The 17,805-nt window shown below is 66.9% G+C and carries 16 protein-coding genes; 11 read left to right on the top strand and 5 right to left on the bottom strand.

Features of this window, described 5'->3' with window-relative positions:
* Position 1: 1 nt before the first annotated feature.
* On the bottom strand, positions 2–841 hold the full coding sequence (locus ACTIF2_RS05140; protein WP_439495964.1) for an amidohydrolase family protein: 840 nt from the start codon (positions 839–841) through the stop codon (positions 2–4).
* A gap of 21 nt (positions 842–862) precedes the next feature.
* Complete coding sequence (locus ACTIF2_RS05135; protein ID WP_439495963.1) at positions 863–1,891, bottom strand: aldo/keto reductase; 1,029 nt, start codon at positions 1,889–1,891, stop codon at positions 863–865.
* Between the two features lie 187 nt (positions 1,892–2,078).
* Between ACTIF2_RS05135 and ACTIF2_RS05130 the strand changes: the two genes are divergently transcribed.
* The 8 genes from ACTIF2_RS05130 (at position 2,079) to ACTIF2_RS05095 (ending at position 10,158) form a co-directional block, all read left to right on the top strand.
* On the top strand, positions 2,079–3,431 hold the full coding sequence (locus ACTIF2_RS05130) for an ABC transporter substrate-binding protein (protein WP_439495962.1): 1,353 nt from the start codon (positions 2,079–2,081) through the stop codon (positions 3,429–3,431).
* Positions 3,432–3,568: 137 nt separating this feature from the next.
* The gene (locus tag ACTIF2_RS05125; RefSeq protein ID WP_439495961.1) at positions 3,569–4,498 is read left to right on the top strand and encodes a carbohydrate ABC transporter permease; all 930 of its coding nucleotides are present in this window, start codon (positions 3,569–3,571) and stop codon (positions 4,496–4,498) included.
* Positions 4,498–5,316, top strand: a complete 819-nt coding sequence (locus ACTIF2_RS05120) for a carbohydrate ABC transporter permease (RefSeq protein WP_439495960.1) — start codon at positions 4,498–4,500, stop codon at positions 5,314–5,316. The genes ACTIF2_RS05125 and ACTIF2_RS05120 overlap by 1 nt, the downstream gene beginning before the upstream one ends.
* Before the next feature lie 83 nt (positions 5,317–5,399).
* Positions 5,400–6,296, top strand: a complete 897-nt coding sequence (locus ACTIF2_RS05115) for a dihydrodipicolinate synthase family protein (RefSeq protein WP_439495959.1) — start codon at positions 5,400–5,402, stop codon at positions 6,294–6,296.
* Positions 6,297–6,320: 24 nt separating this feature from the next.
* Positions 6,321–6,998, top strand: a complete 678-nt coding sequence (locus ACTIF2_RS05110) for a GntR family transcriptional regulator (RefSeq protein ID WP_439495958.1) — start codon at positions 6,321–6,323, stop codon at positions 6,996–6,998.
* Positions 6,999–7,224: 226 nt separating this feature from the next.
* The gene (locus tag ACTIF2_RS05105) at positions 7,225–8,217 is read left to right on the top strand and encodes a sialic acid TRAP transporter substrate-binding protein SiaP (protein WP_439495957.1); all 993 of its coding nucleotides are present in this window, start codon (positions 7,225–7,227) and stop codon (positions 8,215–8,217) included.
* Between the two features lie 160 nt (positions 8,218–8,377).
* A complete protein-coding gene (locus ACTIF2_RS05100; protein WP_439495956.1) occupies positions 8,378–8,875 on the top strand; it encodes a TRAP transporter small permease in 498 nt (165 codons plus the stop codon).
* Positions 8,872–10,158, top strand: coding sequence for a TRAP transporter large permease (locus ACTIF2_RS05095; RefSeq protein ID WP_439495955.1), 1,287 nt, complete (start codon positions 8,872–8,874; stop codon positions 10,156–10,158). Before ACTIF2_RS05100 ends, ACTIF2_RS05095 begins: the two co-directional genes overlap by 4 nt.
* Positions 10,159–10,161: 3 nt before the next feature.
* Here the strand turns inward: ACTIF2_RS05095 and ACTIF2_RS05090 are convergent, their stop codons facing one another.
* The 3 genes from ACTIF2_RS05090 to ACTIF2_RS05080 all read right to left on the bottom strand — a co-directional run bounded on the left by ACTIF2_RS05090 (position 10,162) and on the right by ACTIF2_RS05080 (position 14,082).
* Positions 10,162–10,965 carry an SDR family NAD(P)-dependent oxidoreductase gene (locus ACTIF2_RS05090; RefSeq protein ID WP_439495954.1) on the bottom strand — a complete coding sequence of 268 codons (804 nt, stop codon included), beginning with the start codon at positions 10,963–10,965 and terminating at the stop codon, positions 10,162–10,164.
* A gap of 129 nt (positions 10,966–11,094) precedes the next feature.
* Positions 11,095–12,114 (bottom strand): TRAP transporter substrate-binding protein, encoded by a 1,020-nt coding sequence (locus ACTIF2_RS05085; protein ID WP_439495953.1) that lies wholly within the window; start codon positions 12,112–12,114, stop codon positions 11,095–11,097.
* A gap of 99 nt (positions 12,115–12,213) precedes the next feature.
* Entirely contained in the window at positions 12,214–14,082 is a 1,869-nt protein-coding gene (locus ACTIF2_RS05080) for a TRAP transporter large permease (protein WP_439495952.1), read from the bottom strand.
* A 256-nt stretch (positions 14,083–14,338) separates the two neighbouring features.
* Between ACTIF2_RS05080 and ACTIF2_RS05075 the strand changes: the two genes are divergently transcribed.
* The 3 genes from ACTIF2_RS05075 to ACTIF2_RS05065 are packed head-to-tail and all read left to right on the top strand — an operon-like array spanning position 14,339 to position 17,720.
* Positions 14,339–15,229, top strand: a complete 891-nt coding sequence (locus tag ACTIF2_RS05075) for an IclR family transcriptional regulator (protein ID WP_439495951.1) — start codon at positions 14,339–14,341, stop codon at positions 15,227–15,229.
* A complete protein-coding gene (locus tag ACTIF2_RS05070; RefSeq protein WP_439495950.1) occupies positions 15,226–16,869 on the top strand; it encodes an acyl-CoA synthetase in 1,644 nt (547 codons plus the stop codon). Before ACTIF2_RS05075 ends, ACTIF2_RS05070 begins: the two co-directional genes overlap by 4 nt.
* The gene (locus ACTIF2_RS05065; protein ID WP_439495949.1) at positions 16,866–17,720 is read left to right on the top strand and encodes a PCC domain-containing protein; all 855 of its coding nucleotides are present in this window, start codon (positions 16,866–16,868) and stop codon (positions 17,718–17,720) included. Before ACTIF2_RS05070 ends, ACTIF2_RS05065 begins: the two co-directional genes overlap by 4 nt.
* The last annotated feature ends 85 nt before the right edge of the window (positions 17,721–17,805 follow it).

Below are 17,805 nucleotides of genomic sequence, written 5' to 3'. Positions count from 1 at the left end.
GTCAGTTTCGTCCCCTGTGCGAGAGATAGAGCCGGCGGGCATTGCCGCCCATGACGGCATCGCGTTCGGCTGCCGTGAGATCGGCCAGCAGGTCCGTTGCGGTCTCGAACCAGCGCGAATAGCTGACGCGCAAGGTCACCACGGGCCAGTCGCTGCCCCAGATCAGCCGGTCCGGGCCGAAGACGGCGAGAAGATGCGCGATGACGGGGCGCAAGGTCTCGACCTTCCAGTCTTCGCCCGCCTCGGTGACGAGGCCGGAGAGCTTGCAGAAGACCTGCGGATGCGCCGCGACCGCGCTCATGCCACGGCGCCAGTTCGCGATCTCGCCGCTGGCCAGGTCCGGCTTGGCGGCGTGGTCGACGACGATGGCGAGCGTCGGATGGCGCGCGAGCATCGTCAGCAAGGCGGCGATATGCTGCGGCCGCAGCAGCGCGTCGAAGACGAGATCATGGCCGACCATCGCCTCGAAAGCCGGCGCCAGAGCGGGCCGGGCCAGCCAGCTCTCGTCGGCGACGTCATGCACCATCGGCCGCAGCCCGACGAGCAGCGGATTGCCGCTCAGGCGCGCAATGGCCTCGGGCGCAGCGGCCGCCTCGAAATCGCACCAGCCGACGACGCCGGCGACGCTCGGCGTCCGTGCGGCGATGTCGAGCAGGAAGCCGGTTTCGGCTTCGGTCGGCGCGGCCTGGACCAGGATGGTGCGGTCGATGCCGTGGCGCGCAAGCAGCGGCGCGAGATCGCCCGGGCCGAAATCGCGGTAGATCGGCGCGAGTTCCGGCGTCAGCCAGCCATAATCGCCGCGCGCGAGCGTCCAGAAATGCTGATGGGCGTCGATCCGCATGACCTTCTCCGCCGTGACCGCCTACTCCGGCAGGGGCACTTCTGTGCCCAGCAGGCCCTCGCGCTTGAGTTCTGTCCAGAGGGCGGCGGGGACGGGCGCTGAGATTTCGGCGAGCTGGTCGGCGACCTCGGCGGGCGAGACCGCGCCCATGACCAGGCTGGAGACCGCCGGATGGCCAAGCGGGAACTGGAGAGCGGCCCGCCGCAACGGCACATCATGGCGCCGGCAGACCGCCTCGATCGCGGCGACGCGGGCGAGGATCTCCGGCGGAGCCGGCTTGTAATTGTACTTGGCGCCGGGGACCGGACCGGTCGCCAGGATGCCGGAATTGAAGACGCCGCCGAGCATCAGGCCGATACCTTTCTGCAAGGCCAGCGGCATGAAGGAGGCGAGCGCCGGTTGCTCCAGCAGTGAATAGCGGCCCGCCAGCAGCATCGTGTCGAAATCGCCGGCGCGGGCGAAGCGCTCGCACATCTCGGCTTCGTTGACGCCGACGCCAATCGCGTTGACCGCGCCGGCCGCGCGCAACTCTTCCAGAGCGCGATAGGCGCCGTCCATTGCCTCAGCGAAACGGGCCTCGATCTGTTCCGTCCCATGGGTCCAGATATCGACGTCATGGATCAGGACGATGTCGAGCCGGTCGGTGCCCAGCCTGAGCGCCGATTGCTCCAGCGAGCGCATGGCACCGTCATAGGAATAGTCGAAGCGCATCCCGTGCGGTAGGCCGCCGCGATAGCCGGAGCCGTCGCCGCGCCCGGCGAAGGGCTCGGCGACCCGGCCGACCTTGGTCGAGAGCAGCACGCGGTCACGTCCGATCCGGCGGAGCGCAGCGCCGATGCGGTGCTCCGACAGGCCATGGCCATAGAGCGGGGAGGTGTCGATCAGGCTGGCGCCGCCGGCGACCGCAGCCTCGATCGTCGCGATGGCCTGAGCCTCGTCGAGCAGTCCGTAGAGGTCCCCGAGCGGTGCGCCGCCGAAGCCCAGGACCGGCACCTGCAACGACAGGCGGCCGAGATTTCGCGTTCGGATGGGCAGGCTGGCGAGGGGCATGGATGGCGATCCCGAATAGGCTGCGCTGACTATGTGCACGCCAACATGTCAGCTTGCAACCGGCCTGAAAGCGGATTAGCGTTACGGCCGAATTGAGCAGGCGGCCAGCGTTTTTCGCGGCCGGCCGCGGCCGACAAAGCAACAGGCTCCTGAAGGGGCCGTGGTCGTGTCCACAGGGAGGACAATCATGACGGACAGCATTCTGAAGCCGAGCCGGCGTGCGCTTCTGCGCGGTGCGGCGGCGCTCGGCGCCGCAGGCGCGATCGCCTCGCCGATAGTCATGCGCGAGGCGCGGGCGCAGGCCGCCTTCAACTGGAAGCGCTTCTCCGGCACGACGATCGACGTGCTGCTCGTCAAGAACCCGCGCTCCGACCTGATGCAGGCGGCCGAGAAGGAGTTCACCGAGCTCACCGGCATCAAGGTCTCGGCCGAGCAGGTTCCGGAGCAGCAGCAGCGCCAGAAGGCGGTGATCGAGTTCGCCTCGGGCAAGCCGAGCTTCGACGTCAGCGGCATCTCGCTGCATGTGCAGAAGCGGATGGCGGCGAAGGGCAAGTGGTTCGAGGATCTGACGCCCTATATCAAGGACGCCTCGCTGACCGCGCCCGATTTCAATTTCGAGGATTTCGGCGCCGGCCCGGTGGCTTATGCCCGGCAGGCCGACGGATCGCTCGATACGATCCCGTTCTTCGTCGACTACTGGATGATCTACTACAACAAGGAGCTCTTCGACGCGAAGGGCGTCGCCTATCCCAAGACGATGGAGGAGATCGCCACCGTCGCCGCCAAGCTGCACGATCCGGCCAAGGGCATCGCCGGCTTCGTCTCGCGCGGCCTGAAGAACGCCAATGTCCCGGTCTGGACCAGCCTGGCGCTCGGCCAGGGCATCGAGACGGTTTCGCCGGAAGGCAAGCTGCTGACCGACACGCCCGAGGCGATCTGGGCGGCCGAGCTCTACCGCAAGCTCAACAAGGATACCGGTCCGGTCGGCCAGGTCGGCTTCAACTGGAACGAATGCCAGACCACCTTCATGCAGGGGAGGGCCGCGATGTGGCTCGACGGCATCGGCTTCGCCACGCCGCTGGAGGACCCCTCGAAGTCGCGCATCGTCGGCAAGGTCGGCTATGGCGTCACCCCGCCCGGGCCGAAGGCCCATCATGCCGGCATGTTCGCCGACGGCATGGGCATCTCGCGCGGCTCGCAGAAGAAGCAGGCCGCCTGGTTCTATCTGCAGTTCATGACCAACAAGGCCAACCAGATCGCCATGCTGAAGGCCGGCGCCGGCGCGCCCGGGCGCTCCTCGGCCTATCTCGACCAGGAGACGATCTCGTCTTCGAAATTCGGCAAGCAGTATTTCGATTGCCTGCTGGCCTCGGCCAAGATCGCGCGCGCCGGCCTGCCGCAAATCGTGCCGGTGACCGAGTTCCGCGACGTCTTCGGCGTGGCGCTGACCAATGCGATCGGCGGCGCCGATGTGGCGAGCGAGTTGAAGAAGGCGACCGAGGCCTTCGCGCCGGTGCTCGCCAAGAGCGAGCAGGGCTGAGCGACAACCGATTGGCCGCCGGAGCCGTCATGGTCGGGCTTGTCCCGACCATCCACGTCTTCCTTCGGGCACAGCGGTTTCAAGACGTGGATGCTCGCCACAAGGGCGAGCATGACGGGTGAGTTTCCGGGTAACACATGACCAGCACCACCCTGCCAGCCACCGGCCTCAAGAGCCCGGCTCAAGTCCCTGCCGCGGACTCGGCTGATTTCACGCCGCGCTACTGGCTGTTCTCCCTGCCGGCCGTGCTGGTCATTCTGACCGTGATCGTCTTTCCGTGGCTGTTCACGCTCTACATGTCGGCACATGACTGGAAGATCGGCGGCGGGCCGGAATTCGTCGGCACGCAGAATTTCGCCGAGCTGTTCCGGGATGCGCGCTTCATCGAATCGATGGGGCACACCGCCTATTTCACGATCCTGGCGGTGGTGCTGCCGATCGTGTTCGGAACCGCGGCGGCGCTGGTCTTCCATCGCGAGTTTCCGTTCCGCGGCCTGCTGCGGACGATCTTCGTGATGCCGATGATGGCGACGCCGGTCGCGGTCGCGCTGGTCTGGACGATGATGTTCCACCCCCAGCTCGGCGTGCTCAACTACCTGCTCTCGCTCGTCGGCATCGGCCCGCAGCCCTGGGTCTATGACCCGAACACCGTCATCCCGACATTGATCCTGGTCGAGGTCTGGCACTGGACGCCGCTGGTCATGCTGATCGTGCTCGGCGGCCTGGCCGGGCTGCCGCGCGAGCCTTACGAGTCGGCCCTGATCGATGGCGCCAATGCCTGGCACATGTTCCGCCACATTACGCTGCCGCTGGTCTGGCCCTTCATCATGGTGGCGATCGTGATCCGCACCATCGATGCGCTGAAAGCCTTCGACACGATCTTCGTGATCACCCAGGGCGGGCCTGGCACGGCGTCCGAGACGCTCAACATCTTCCTCTATCTGCAGGCCTTCCAGTTCTACAAGATCGGCTATGCCTCGGCGGTCGTGGTGATCTTCTTCGTGATCATCATCATGCTCTCGCTGCTGCTGCTCTACGCGCGCCAGAAGTCGAAGTGGAACGCGTGATGAAGCGCCTCGCCACCAAGCTCGGCTTCTACGCCTCTGTCTTCGTGCTGGTCTCGCCGGCCGTGCTGGTCTTCCTCTGGATGCTGTCGCTCTCGTTCAAGAACGAGCTCGACAACACCGCCTTCCCGCCGGTCTTCATCCCGAGCCCGCCGACGTTCGCGAACTATCTCGACGTGTTCGAGAAGAACAATTTCGCGCTCTATCTCTGGAACTCGATCCTGGTCACCGGCGGCGCCGTCCTGATCGGCCTCGCCGTCGGCGTGCCGGCCGGCTACGGCATCGCGCGCGGCAAGGCGACGAAATTCGCGATCCTGATCCTGATCGCGCGCATGACGCCGGCGCTGTCCTACCTGATCCCGCTCTTCCTGCTGTTCCAGATGACCGGGCTCGTCGGCTCGATCACCGCGCTGGTGATCACGCATCTGGTCATCACCATCCCGATCATCGTCTGGATCATGATCGGCTATTTCGAGAACGTGCCGATGGAGCTGGAGGATGCGGCGCGGATCGACGGCGCCACCACCTGGCAGGCCTTCCGCCACGTCGCACTGCCGCTGGCGAGGCCCGGCATCGTGGTCGGCGGCATCCTCGCCTTCATCTTCTCCTGGAACAATTTCATCTTCTCGGTCGTGCTCGGCGGCAAGGCGAGCCGGACGCTGCCCTCGGCCGTCTACAACTCGCTAACCTTCGAGCAGATCTCCTGGGGGCCGCTCGCCGCCGCCGCGCTTCTCGTTACCCTCCCCGTCCTCCTCCTCACCGTCCTCGCCCAGCGCCAGATCGTCGCCGGGCTGTCCGCCGGAGGGCTCAAGGATGGTTGAGCCCTCGGGTCGTCACGGCCTTGCGACGCAGCTACGCACATACTAACATGTCAGACGCAAATCCCTCCGGAAAGACCGCTTCCATGGCCACCACCCAAAATCGCTTCGGACTTTCCTGCGCCATCACGACACCGATGCGGGAGGGAGGCGATGTCGATCTGCCCCGCCTGGTTGCGCATGCGCGCCACGTGCTCGCCGAGGGCTGCGACTCGGTCACGCTGTTCGGGACGACGGGCGAGGGGGCCGCACTCGGCCTGCCGGCGCGTACCGCGATGCTGGGGGCACTGGCGGGAGCCGGCATCGAGCCCGCCAGCCGGATCTATGCCGGCATCGCCGCCGCCTCGCTGCATGACTCGCTCGAGCAGGCCAAGGTCGCGCTCGGCATCGGCGCCAAGGGGCTGCTGGTCGCGCCGCCCTTCTACTTCAAGGGCGTCAGCGACGAGGGGCTCTATGCCTGGTTCTCGCAATTCTTCGAGAAGCTCGGTGCGGCAGCGCGCAACACGATCCTCTACCACATCCCGTCCGTGACCGCGGTGGACATCAGCGTCGGCCTGGTCGAGCGGCTGAAGCGGGCCTTCCCGGGCATCGTCATCGGCGTCAAGGATTCCTCGGGCAGCTACGCCAATACCGAGGCGCTGCTGAAGGCGCATGGCGAGCTCGCCATCCTGGTCGGGGACGAGCGTCAGCTCGCCAAGGCGGTGCGGGCGGGTGCACAGGGCACGATCTGCGGCGTCGCCAACCTGGTGCCCGGTCTGCTCCGGCCGATGGTCTATGACGGCACGGAGAGCCCGGCGGTGAATACGCTGGTCGACGAGATCTGCAGCTATCCGGTGCTGCCAGCGGTCAAGGCGCTGGTCGGCCATCTCCATGGCGACCCCGGCTATGGCGCGATGCGGCCGCCGCTGGAGGCTTTGAACGAGGCGCAGCGCCAGCGGCTCTTCGCCGCTTTCGACACGATCACGCGGGCCAAAGCGGCCTGAGCGGCGGCAGGGAAACGGGAGCGCATGAGCGAGGGCGATCAGGAGCGCGAAGGCGAGCCGCTGAAGCTGCGGGAGAAGGCCTATGCCAGCTTCACCGAGCGGCTGCTGGCGCGCGAGATCAAGCCGGGCCAGTTCGTGACCCAGCGCGAGCTCGTCGCCATGACCGGCTTTCCGCTCGGCGCCATCCGCGAGCTGATCCCGCGACTGGAGGCGGAGGGGCTGATCAAGACCGTGCCGCAACGCGGCATGCAGGTCGCCCATGTCGACCTCAACCTGATCCGCAACGCCTTCCAGTTCCGCCTCTTCCTCGAAAAGGAGGCGACGGCGGCCTATGCCCGCAACGCCTCCGACGCCGAGATCGCCGAGCAACGCGAGCGGCACGTGGCGATCGTGCGCCGCGCCGAGGCCGGCGAGGAGGGGCAGGCGCTGATCGAGGAGGCCGAGGATGTCGACCGGCTGATGCACGAGGCGATCATCGACCATCTCGACAATGACATCGTCAGCCAGGCCTTCCGCGTCACCTGGCTGAAGATCAGGCTGATCCGCCAATACGAAACGCGCATCCACAACAGCATCATCGTGCCGGTGATGCAGGACCATCTCAAGATCATCGCGGCGATCGAGTCTCGCGACCCCGAGGCGGCCGCCGCCGCGATGAGCGAGCATATCGGCAACGCCAGGAATCGGGCGCTGCACTACTGACCACGCAACGACAAGGCCGAAAAACGGCCATCGCTAGGGAGAGGACAAAGGCGACCAATCTCCAGCCCTCATCCTGAGGAGCCGCGAAGCGGCGTCTCGAAGGATGGTCCAGATGGCTCCGGCCGCCTCAGGCTGGAGCATCCTTAGAGACGCGATCCTTCGGATCGCTCCTCAGGATGAGGGCTGGGGAAAGGCGCCAGCGTCGCAATCGGGAGGAGACGAACCAATGACGAAGCTCACGAAACGCGATTTCCTTGCCGGCTCCGCTGCAGCGGGTGCCGCGATAGCCATGCCGACCGTTCTTCGCGCGCAGGCGACCGTGCTGCGCTGGGGCGAGATGCTGCCGACCACGCATCCGCAGGTGCAGATGGTCGAGCGCATCGCCAAGGAGGTGAAGGAGAAGACCGGCGGGCGCGTCGACATCCAGTCCTTCCCGGCCGGCCAGCTCGGCTCCGGCAAGGACATGATGGAATCGGTCGCCTCCGGCGCGCTGACCATGACCACGGACGGCGCTGCGGCGCTCGGCTCCTTCCTGCCGCAGCTCTCGGTGATCGAGGCGCCCTATCTCTGGCGCGACCCGGCCCATATGGCCAAGGTCGGCAAGGCACCGGTCTTCGCGCAGATGAATGCCGACCTGGTCAAGAAGCGCGGCCTGCGCATGGCCGCGGTGACCTATTACGGCAAGCGCCACCTCACCACGGGCGCCAAGGCGGTGAAGAGCGCCGCCGATGTCGCCGGCCTCAAGCTGCGGGTGCCGCCGGTCGACACCTTCCGCGCCATGGTCGAGGCCTGGGGCGCCAAGGCGACGCCGGTCAACTTCAACGAGCTCTACCTGGCGTTGAGCCAGGGCGCGGTCGACGGCCAGGAGAACCCGCTGCCGACGATCCACAGCGCCAAGCTGCAGGAGGTGCAGAAGCACCTGATCCTGACCGGCCACATCATCACGCCGCGCCTGATCGTCATCAACGAGGAGTTCTGGAAGGGGCTGAAGGAGGCCGACCGGACGATCGTCGAGGCCGCCATCGCCAATGGGGTGACCTGGCAGGACGCCGAGCTGGCGAACCAGGAGGGCAGTCTGGTCGCGACCCTGAAGGCGGCCGGAATGAGCGTCACCGAGCCTGATCTGGAGAGCTTCAGCAAGCCGGTCCTCGCGAGCCTGCCGAAGCAGTTCGAGAGCAAATGGGGCAAGGGCACCTGGGACGCGCTGATGGCGCTGTGAGCGGGTGCATTCGACGTCACTCGTCATGGTCGGGCTTGTCCCGGCCATCCACGTCTTCGCGCGTCACCTGTGGTGTTGAAGACGTGGATGCTCGCCACAAGGGCGAGCATGACGGCCCGCTTTCCGTTCGAACGGCATCAAGACTGAGGTCGGCTCTCCTGTGAAATCCCTCATCGCCCTGTCCGATCGCCTCGTCCGCGCCGCCGCCGTCGGGCTGTTGCTGGCGCTGCTCGTCGCCGTGCTGCTCGGCGTGCTCTCGCGCCAGCTCAACGCGCCGCTGGCCTGGACCGACGAGCTCGCCCAGTACCTGCTGGTCTGGACCGGCTTCGTCGGCTGGATCATCGCGGCGCGGCGGCGCTCGCATATCCGGATCACGATTATCGCCGAGCGGCTGCCCGGCGCGGCGCAGCGCGTGCTCGAGATCGCGACGCAAGGCTCGATCATCCTCTTCGCCGCCATCCTGACGCACTATTCTTTCGGGCTGATCGAGCGGACCTGGGACGTCGAATCGATCGCGCTGCCGATCACGAGCGCGGCGCTCTATGTCGTGATGCCGCTCGCGGGCGTCGCGCTCATCCTGCAGGCGCTGGCCGAGATCGGCGAGGTCCTGGCCGGGCGCAAGATCGTCGCCGCCGAGCCGGGAGCGCAGCCGCTATGAGCACCCTGATGCTGCAGATCCTGCCGGTCTGGTTCGCGTCGCTCCTGATCGGCGTGCCGCTCTTCGTCTCGATGGGGCTCGCCGCCATCGCCTTCGCCTTTTTCGGCGGCTTCCCGCTCGGCATCGTGCCGCAGAAGATCGCGCAATCGGCCAACTCCTTTCCGCTGCTGGCGGCGCCGCTCTTCATCCTGATGGGCAACATCATGAATTCGGCCGGCATCACCGACCGGATCTTCGCCTTCGCCACGGCCTGCGTCGGCTGGCTGCGCGGCGGGCTCTGCCACGCCAACATCCTCGCCAGCGTGATCTTCGCCGGCATGTCGGGCTCGGCGGTGGCCGATGCCGGCGGCGTCGGCACGCTCGAGATCAAGGCGATGCGGGACGAGGGCTACGACCCGGAGACGGCCGCCGCGATCACAGCGGCCTCGGCGACGATCGGGCCGATCATCCCGCCCTCGCTGCCGATGGTGATCTATGGCGTCTCCGCCGATGTCTCGATCGGCGGGCTGTTCCTGGCCGGCATCATTCCCGGCCTGCTGATGGCGGGCGCCCTGATGGCGATGGTGGTCTATGTCGCCAAGAAGCGCGACCTGCCGCGTCACCCGTTCCCCGGCATGCGCCAGCTCTGGGTCGCCTACAAGGAAGCGCATTGGGCGCTGATGACGCCAGTGATCCTGTTCGGCGGCATGATGGCCGGCATCTTCACGCCGACGGAAGCCGCGGCGGTGGCGACGGCCTATGCGCTGCTGCTCGGCCTCTTCGTCTATCGCAGCTTCGACCTGAAGGAGCTGCCGGAGATCGTGGTCAGCACGGTCGAGACCACCGGCGTCGTCCTGGCGCTGGTGATGGCGGCGGCGGCGCTCGGCTGGTGCCTGTCGATCTCGCGGATTCCGCAAACGGTCGGACCGATGCTGGTCGACCTCGCCGGCAATCCGCTGGTCTTCCTGCTGATCGTCAACCTGCTGCTGCTCTTCGTCGGCTGCTTCATGGAAGCGCTGGCCGCGATGCTGATCCTGATCCCGATCCTGACGCCGGCGGCGGCGCAGTTCGGCATCGACCCGATCCAGTTCGGGCTGATCTTCGTGCTGAACCTGATGATCGGCACGATCACGCCGCCGGTCGGCGTCGTGCTCTTCGTCACCTCGAAGATCGCGAAGATCTCGTTCGAGGCGATGTCGCGCGCGATCGTACCCTGGCTCGTGCCGCTGCTGGCAGTGCTGGTGGCGATCACGCTCTGGCCGCCGCTGACGACCTGGCTGCCCAACCTGGTGATGGGGAAATAGAACTCAGCGGAACTCGCCGACGGCGCAGCTCTGGCCGCCATCGACGGGCAGGCAGACCCCGGTGATGAATTTCGCCTCGTCCGAGGCGAGGAAGACCGCGGCTGCCGCGATGTCCCAGGCGGTGCCCATCTTGCCCATCGGCACGGCGGCGTTGCGGGCGGCGACCATCTCGTCGACCGAGCCATATTGTCCGGAGATCTGCTTGTAGATCAGCGGCGTGTCCATCATGCCGGGCATGATGCAGTTGGCGCGGATGCCTTGCCTCGCATATTGCATGGCGAGCGCCATGGTCGCCTGGTTCACGGCCGCCTTGGTGGCGTAGTAAGCGAAATAGGGATAGCCGGTCCAGCGGATCGCGGCGAGCGAGGAGATGTTGACGATCGCGCCGCCGCCACCCTTCAGCATATGCGGGATGACGGCCTTGGAGGTGCGGTAGACCGGGCCGAGATTGAGATCGATCGCCGCCTTGAACTGCTCCTCGCTCAATTCGACCGGTCCGCCCATATGGGTGAACCCGACATTGTTGTGCAGGATGTCGATGCGACCGAAGCGCTCGACGGCGGCGCTGGCGGCAGCCTCGACGGAGGCCTGGCTGGTGACGTCCGCCGCGATCGCGAGCGCCGCGCCGCCTTCGCCGGCGATGATGGCCGCGGTCTCCTCGGCGGCGGCGAGAACGAGGTCGATGCAGGCGACGCTCGCGCCCTCGCGGGCATAGGCGACGGCGGCGGCCTTGCCGTTGCCCCAGCCCGGGCCGGACGAGCCCGCGCCGAAGACGATCGCGATCTTGCCTTTCAGCCTGTCGGCCATGGCGCAATTCCCTTGTTCAAGCGGCTCGCGTCATTGCGAGGAGCGGAGCGACGAAGCAATCCAGAGGGACTGGTGCCCTGGATTGCTTCGCTTCGCTCGCAATGACGGTCAGGCGGTTTGCCCGACGCCTCAGCTCAGGCTGCCGCCGACGGCCTTCTCGAGGATGGCCCAGGCCTCGTCGCCGTATTTCTTCTTCCACTCGGCGTAGAAGCCGGCCTTGCGCAGCGCTTCGCGGAAGGGCTCGGCCTTGGCCTCGTTATAGGCCATGCCCTTGCCGACGAGCTCGTCCTTCAGCCCGGCATTGAGCTTGGCGACGTCGGCGCGCTCGAGCATGGCGGCGTCGTCGAGGTTCTTGGAGACGATCTTGCGCAGGTCCTCGGGCAGCTTCTCCCAGGCGCGGCGGCTCGCCAGGAACCAGAAGCCGTCCCACATATGGTTGGTGACCGAGAGGTATTTCTGGACCTCGTAGAGCTTGGCGGTCGAGATGATGGCGAGCGGGTTCTCCTGGCCGTCGACAACCTTGGTCTGCAGGGCGGTATAGACCTCGGCGAAGTTGATGCTGGCGGGAGCCGACTGGAAGGCCGTGAACATCGAGGTCCAGAGCGGGGAGACCGGCACGCGGATCTTGAAGCCCTTGAGGTCGTCCGGGCTCGCGATCGGGCCCTTCGAGCTCGTCATCTGGCGGAAGCCGTTGTCCCAGATCTTGTCCATGACGACGAGGTTGGCCTTGCCGATCTGGCCGCGGACATAGGCGCCGAGCTCGCCGTCCATCGCCCTCCAGACGGAGTCGTAGTTCGGGAAGGCGAAGCCGATGCCGCTGACCGAGGCGTTCGGCACCAGCGTCGAGAGGATCAGCGGCGAGAGCGTGAAGAACTCGACGCCGCCGGAGCGGACCTGGCTCAGCATGTCGGTGTCGGAGCCGAGCTGGTTGTTCGGGAAGATCTGGATGACGACGCGACCCTTCGTCTCCTGCTTGATCTTCTCCACCGCCTCGTTGGCGCGAGTGTTCATCGGGTGCGAGATGGGCAGGTTGTTGGCGTATTTATAGGTGAACTCGGCGGTCTGCGCCTCGGCCCGGCCGATATGGAAGGAACCGATCGTGGCGGCTGCGGCGGTGCCCTGCAGCAGAATGCGGCGTGAAATGGTCATGGGCGTTTCTCCTGGCGGTTTCTGGTTTGTTGCAGCGAGTTAGAAGGTTCTGGCGACGGCGGACAATCTCCGGAAACGCTGTGCGGCCTTGCCCTACGGTCACAGCACCCAGGTCGAGAGACCGGGCACGACCGCGATGACGACGAGGCCGACCAGCAGCGCGACGAGATAGGGCCAGATCGCGCCCATCGCCTCGTCGGGCGAGACGTTGCCGATCTTGCAGGCGATGTAGAAGCCGATGCCGATCGGCGGGGTCATCAGGCCGATATTCATCGCGGTGACCACCACCATCGAATAATGCACGTCGTTGATGCCGAGATTCTTGGCGATCGGGAACATCAGCGGCGCCATCAGCACGATCGCGGGCAGGCCTTCCAGCACGCAGCCCAGCACCATGAAGACGACGATGGTGACGGCCATGAAGGTCAGCCAGCCGCCCGGCAATCCGGCCATGAACGTCGCGAGGTCGCGGGCGAAGCCGGTCTGGGTCAAGGCCCAGGCCATGGCGAGCGCGGTGCCGAGGATCATCAGGATCGCGCCCGAGAGCGCCGCCGTCTCGACCAGCATCGCGTAGCATTTGCGCCAGCCGATGCCGCCATAGAGCACGATGCCGATGATGAAGGCGTAGAGCACCGCGATGGTCGAGACCTCGGTCGCGGTGGCGATGCCGCCGCCAACCGCGCCGCGGATCAGGAAGGGCAGGACCAGCGCCGGCCCGGCGATCAGCGCCGTGCGGCCGATCACCTTGAGCGGCGCCCGGCGGACGCCCTTCATGTCCTCGCCGATCGCCTTCCAGCGCGCCAGCAGCGCGAGCGCGACGAGCAGCACCATGGCGATGCCGAAGCCGGCATTGAACAGCCCGGCGATCGAGACGCCGGCGACCGAGCCGAGCACGATCAGGACGATGCTCGGCGGCACCGTGTCGGCCATGGCGGCGCCGGTGGCGAGCAGGGCGATGAGCTCCTTGGGCTGGTAGCCGCGCCGCTTCATCTCGGGGAAGAGGGCGGGCGCCACCGTCGCCATGTCGGAGACCTTCGAGCCCGAGATGCCGGAAACCAGGAAGAGCGAACCGAGCAGCACATAGGACATGCCGGCGCGGACATGGCCGAGCATCGAGGCGAGGAAATCGACGATCGCCTTGCCCATGCCGGTGGCGTCGAGAATGCAGCCGAGCAGGACGAAGATCGGCACCGAGAGCAGGATGATGCTCGACATGCCCTCGTCCATCCGGCCGATCATCACGATCATCGGGACGCTGGTGCTGAAGGCGAGGAAGGCGAGCGTGCCGAGGCCGAAGCAGAAGGCGATGGGCACGCCGGCAACCAGGCAGAGCGCGACCGTGACGACGAGGAAGATCAGGATATTGGCGTAGCCGAGGCCCTTGAAGACCGGCGTCATGGCCCAGCAGGTCGCCGCCAGCGCAGCGACGACGGCAACGGCGAGGATCAGATCGGACAGGCGCGAGGTCCGCACGGCATGGCGCAGGGTCAGCAGGAACATCGCAGCGATGCCGAAGGCGATCGCCGAGACGCGCCAGCTATTGGGGATGTTGAGTGCGGCCGAGGTGACGTAGGATTCCTCGATCGTGTAGTCGATGGCGGGATAGATCATCGCCACGAGGAAGGCTGCGACGACGACCAGCGCCAGGGCGTGCACGAATTCGCGCATGCGCGCCGGCATCATGCCGACGAAGAGCGTCAGCTTGAGATGCTCGTTGCGGTCGATCGCGATGGCCGAGCCGAGCATGGCGAGCCAGAGGAAGGAGATCGAGGCGGCCTCGTCGATCCAGACGACCGGCAGCGAGAAGACGTAGCGCGAGGTGACGCCGAGCAGCAGCAGGGCGACGATCAGGAGAAGCAGCGCGGCGCTGACCATCTCGATCGGCCGCATGATGGCCGAGCCGGCCTGCGCAGGCTCGATATCGACCGGGTTCTCGGAGGGGACGAGGCTCTCGCTGAGCTGGGACATGTCCGGCCGCTCTCAGGCCCGTTCGGGCGTCGGAACACCGGTATCGGCCATAGGGGCCGTGCCCGGCCAGCCGGAAACTCGTGGCATCATCGATCTCCTCCCGCGCGCCGCTGTTATCTGGCTCTCAGGGCCGGGCGCGGTCCATACTATGGATGAAACTTCATCCGGACGGGCGCCAGAATACACAAGCGCCCCCACGTTGCAATCTCGGAAGCGGAGAACTAGGCTTCCCGCAAATAATAAGCAGGTCCACATCATGGACTTGCGCCGAGGCTACGGGATGGAACAGCGCATCGCATCGGCAGGCGATTTTTCCGGCTCGCAAAGCGTCGACCGGGCCCTGCGCTTGCTGGCCCTGATCGGCCGCGAGCCCGCGGGCGGCCTGCCCCTGAGCGAAATCGTCGTGGAAAGCGGGCTCAACAAGCCGACGGCGCGGCGCCTGCTTCTGGCCCTGATCCGGGCCGGGCTGGTCGAGCAGGAGGCGACCACCCGGCATTATTGCCTGGGCCAGGAGGCTTTCGTGCTGGGTGTCCTGGCGGCGCGCCGGCATGGCCTGCTCGAGCTTGCGATGGAGAGCTTGCGCCGGCTGTCCGAGATCACCATGGATACGAGCTTCCTCTCGGTCCGGCGGGACAATTACGCCGTCTGCCTGCACCGGGAGGAGGGGACCTATCCGGTTCGGACTCATGCGCTCCAGGCCGGGCAGCAGCATCCGCTCGGCGTCGGTGCCGGTTCGCTCGCCATGCTGGCGGCGCTGCCCGACGACGAGGTCGAGCGCATCATGGCGGCCAACGAGAAGTCTCTGCTCGCGCAGTATTCGGGCTTCCCGCCCGACGGGGTCCGCGCCGATCTGGCGCTCGCTCGCGAGCGCGGCTTCTCGCTCAATCCAGGTCGGCTGGTCGCCAGTTCCTGGGGCGTCGGTGTCGCCTTCCGCTATCCCGACGGCCGTGTCGCCGGCGCGCTCAGCCTGGCTGCGATCGACAGCCGGATGATGCCCGCGCGCCAGCTCGAGCTGGCGCGGTATCTCTCGGTCGAGGCTGCCCGCATGGAGCGCCTGCTCGGCGAGATGTTCGTTTCGAAAGCACATTCCGGCGAGGCCCCGCAGCGGGCGCGCGCCGTCACAACATCGAGGAGCGCCCTGACGTGATCGAAACCGCCCCAAGCCAGGCCGCGCCGCGCGGCGGGGTCGCGCCGATGACCCGGCGCGTGATGAACCTCGCCCATATCGTCAGCCAGAATGCCCGCCGCTTTGCCGGCAAGCCCGGCTTCATCCAGGGCGAGCGGCAATGGAGCTGGGCCGAGATCGACGCGCAGGTCTCGGCGCTTGCCGCCGCGCTGGCGGAGCGCGGCATCGGACGGGGCGACCGGATCCTGGTTCATTCCAAGAATTGCGAGACGATGTTCGTCTCGATGTTCGCGGCCTTCCGGCTCGGAGCCGTCTGGGTGCCGACCAATTTCCGGCTGCTGCCGGACGAGGTCGCCTATCTCGCGACGGCCTCGGGCGCCAAGGCCTTCCTCTGCCATGGCGATTTTCCGGATCATGCCGCGGCCGTCGCCGCCGCGAGCCCGGCTCCCGCCTTCACCTGGCGTATCGGGCCGGGCGCCTTCGGCGAGGCTGAGGTCGACGAGACGATCGCCGCTCATGGCGGAGCGCAGGTCGCCAACGCCGCCGTCGAGCATGACGATCCCTGCTGGTTCTTCTTCACCTCGGGCACGACCGGGCGTTCCAAGGCGGCCGTGCTGACCCATGGCCAGATGGGCTTCGTCGTCACCAACCATCTCTGCGACCTGCTGCCGGGCACGACGGAACAGGACGCCTCGCTCGTGGTCGCGCCGCTCTCGCATGGCGCGGGCGTGCATCAGCTCGTGGTTTCGGCGCGGGGCGCGCCGACGATCCTGCTGCCGACCGAGCGCTTCGATGTCGACGAGGCCTACCGGCTGATCGCGAAGCACCGGATCACCAACATCTTCACCGTGCCGACGATCCTGAAGATGCTGGTCGAGCATCCGGCGGTCGACGCCCACGATCACTCCTCGCTGCGCCATGTCATCTATGCCGGGGCGCCGATGTATCGCGAGGACCAGAAGGCGGCGCTCGCCAAGCTCGGCCCGGTGATCGTGCAGTATTTCGGGCTCGGCGAGGTCACCGGCAACATCACGGTGCTGCCGCCTGCGCTGCATGACCCGCAGGACGGCCCACATGCGCGGATCGGCACCTGCGGCTTCGAGCGCACCGGCATGCAGGTCCAGATCCAGGACGACGAAGGCCGGGAGCTTGCCTCCGGCGAGCAGGGCGAGATCTGCGTTATCGGCCCGGCCGTCTTCGCGGGCTATTACGACAACCCCGAGGCCAATGCGAAATCCTTCCGCGATGGCTGGTTCCGCACCGGCGATCTCGGCCATATGGACGACGAGGGCTTCCTCTACATCACCGGCCGCGCCTCCGACATGTACATCTCCGGCGGCTCGAACATCTATCCGCGCGAGATCGAGGAGAAGATCCTGACGCATCCGGCCATAGCCGAGGTCGCCGTGGTCGGCGTGCCCGATCCGGTCTGGGGCGAGATCGGCGTCGCCGTCTGCGTCGCGAGGCCGGGCGAGAGCGTGAGCGAGGCCGAGCTCGCGGCCATGCTTTCGGAGAAGATCGCGCGCTACAAGCTGCCAAAACGCTTCTTCTTCTGGGAGGCGCTGCCGAAATCCGGTTACGGCAAGGTGCCGAAACGGCTGGTGAAGGATGAGCTGGAGGCGCGCGGCGAGCTCGACTGGCTGCGGAGCAACGCCTCATGAGGCGGATCGAGCAGCCCGGCTCCGGCCCGGCCGAGCGCATCCAGTGGGTGGAGGCGCATGGGCGGCGCTTCGAGATGGCGCTGGCGACGGGGCTGCCGCTTCTGGAAGCCGTGCGACGCGGTTTGGCGGAAGCGGGCTTCAGCAGCGGCGTCGTCACGGTGGACGGACTGGCGCTCGGCCCCTTCGCCTATGTGATGCCGGCGCTGTCGCAGACGCCGGACCATGCCGCGTTCTACAGCGAGATCTTTCGTCCGGCCGGGGTGAGCCGGATCGAGACCGGGGCCATGACCTTCGGCTCACGTGACGGCGCGCCCTTCTTCCACTGCCATGCGCTCTGGACCGAAGCCGATGGCCGGGTGAATGGCGGGCATATTCTGCCGGACGAGACCATCCTGGCCGAGCCGATCAGCGTGTCCGCGCTCGGGCTCGACGGGGCGGCTTTCGCGGCGGCGCATGATCCCGAGACCAATTTCAAGCTGTTCGGTCCCGTCGCGGCGGCATTCTCCGGTGCTTCGCGCGAGGGGCGCTACTTCGCCCTGCGCGTGCGGCCCAATGTCGATTTCGCAACTGCCCTCGAAGAGTTCTGCGCCGAGCGCGGCATCAGGCGCGCGGTCATCCATGGCGGTGTCGGCAGCACGATCGGCGCGCGTTTCGGTGACGGCCGGATCGTCGAGAATTTCGCGACCGAGGTCGCGATCCAGTCGGGCGTGATCGAGCCTGCAGATGGGCAGCTTGCCGCCGAGATCGATGTCGCGCTCGTCGATTTCACCGGCGCCATGGCACAGGGCCGGTTGCAGCGCGGCGACAACCCGGTGCTGATGACCTTCGAGCTGGTGCTCGAAGCCTTCTAGGCCGAACCGGATACCGGGGACCGTTCGGCCGGGACCGAAGCGTTTCAGGGTGATGGCGCCTCTTCGGCGAGGCAGTCTCCCTCCT

The sequence above is a fragment of the Allobosea sp. genome, from assembly GCF_051860145.1.
GTDB lineage: Bacteria > Pseudomonadota > Alphaproteobacteria > Rhizobiales > Beijerinckiaceae > Allobosea.
This window is presented reverse-complemented; position numbering and strand designations above follow the sequence as displayed.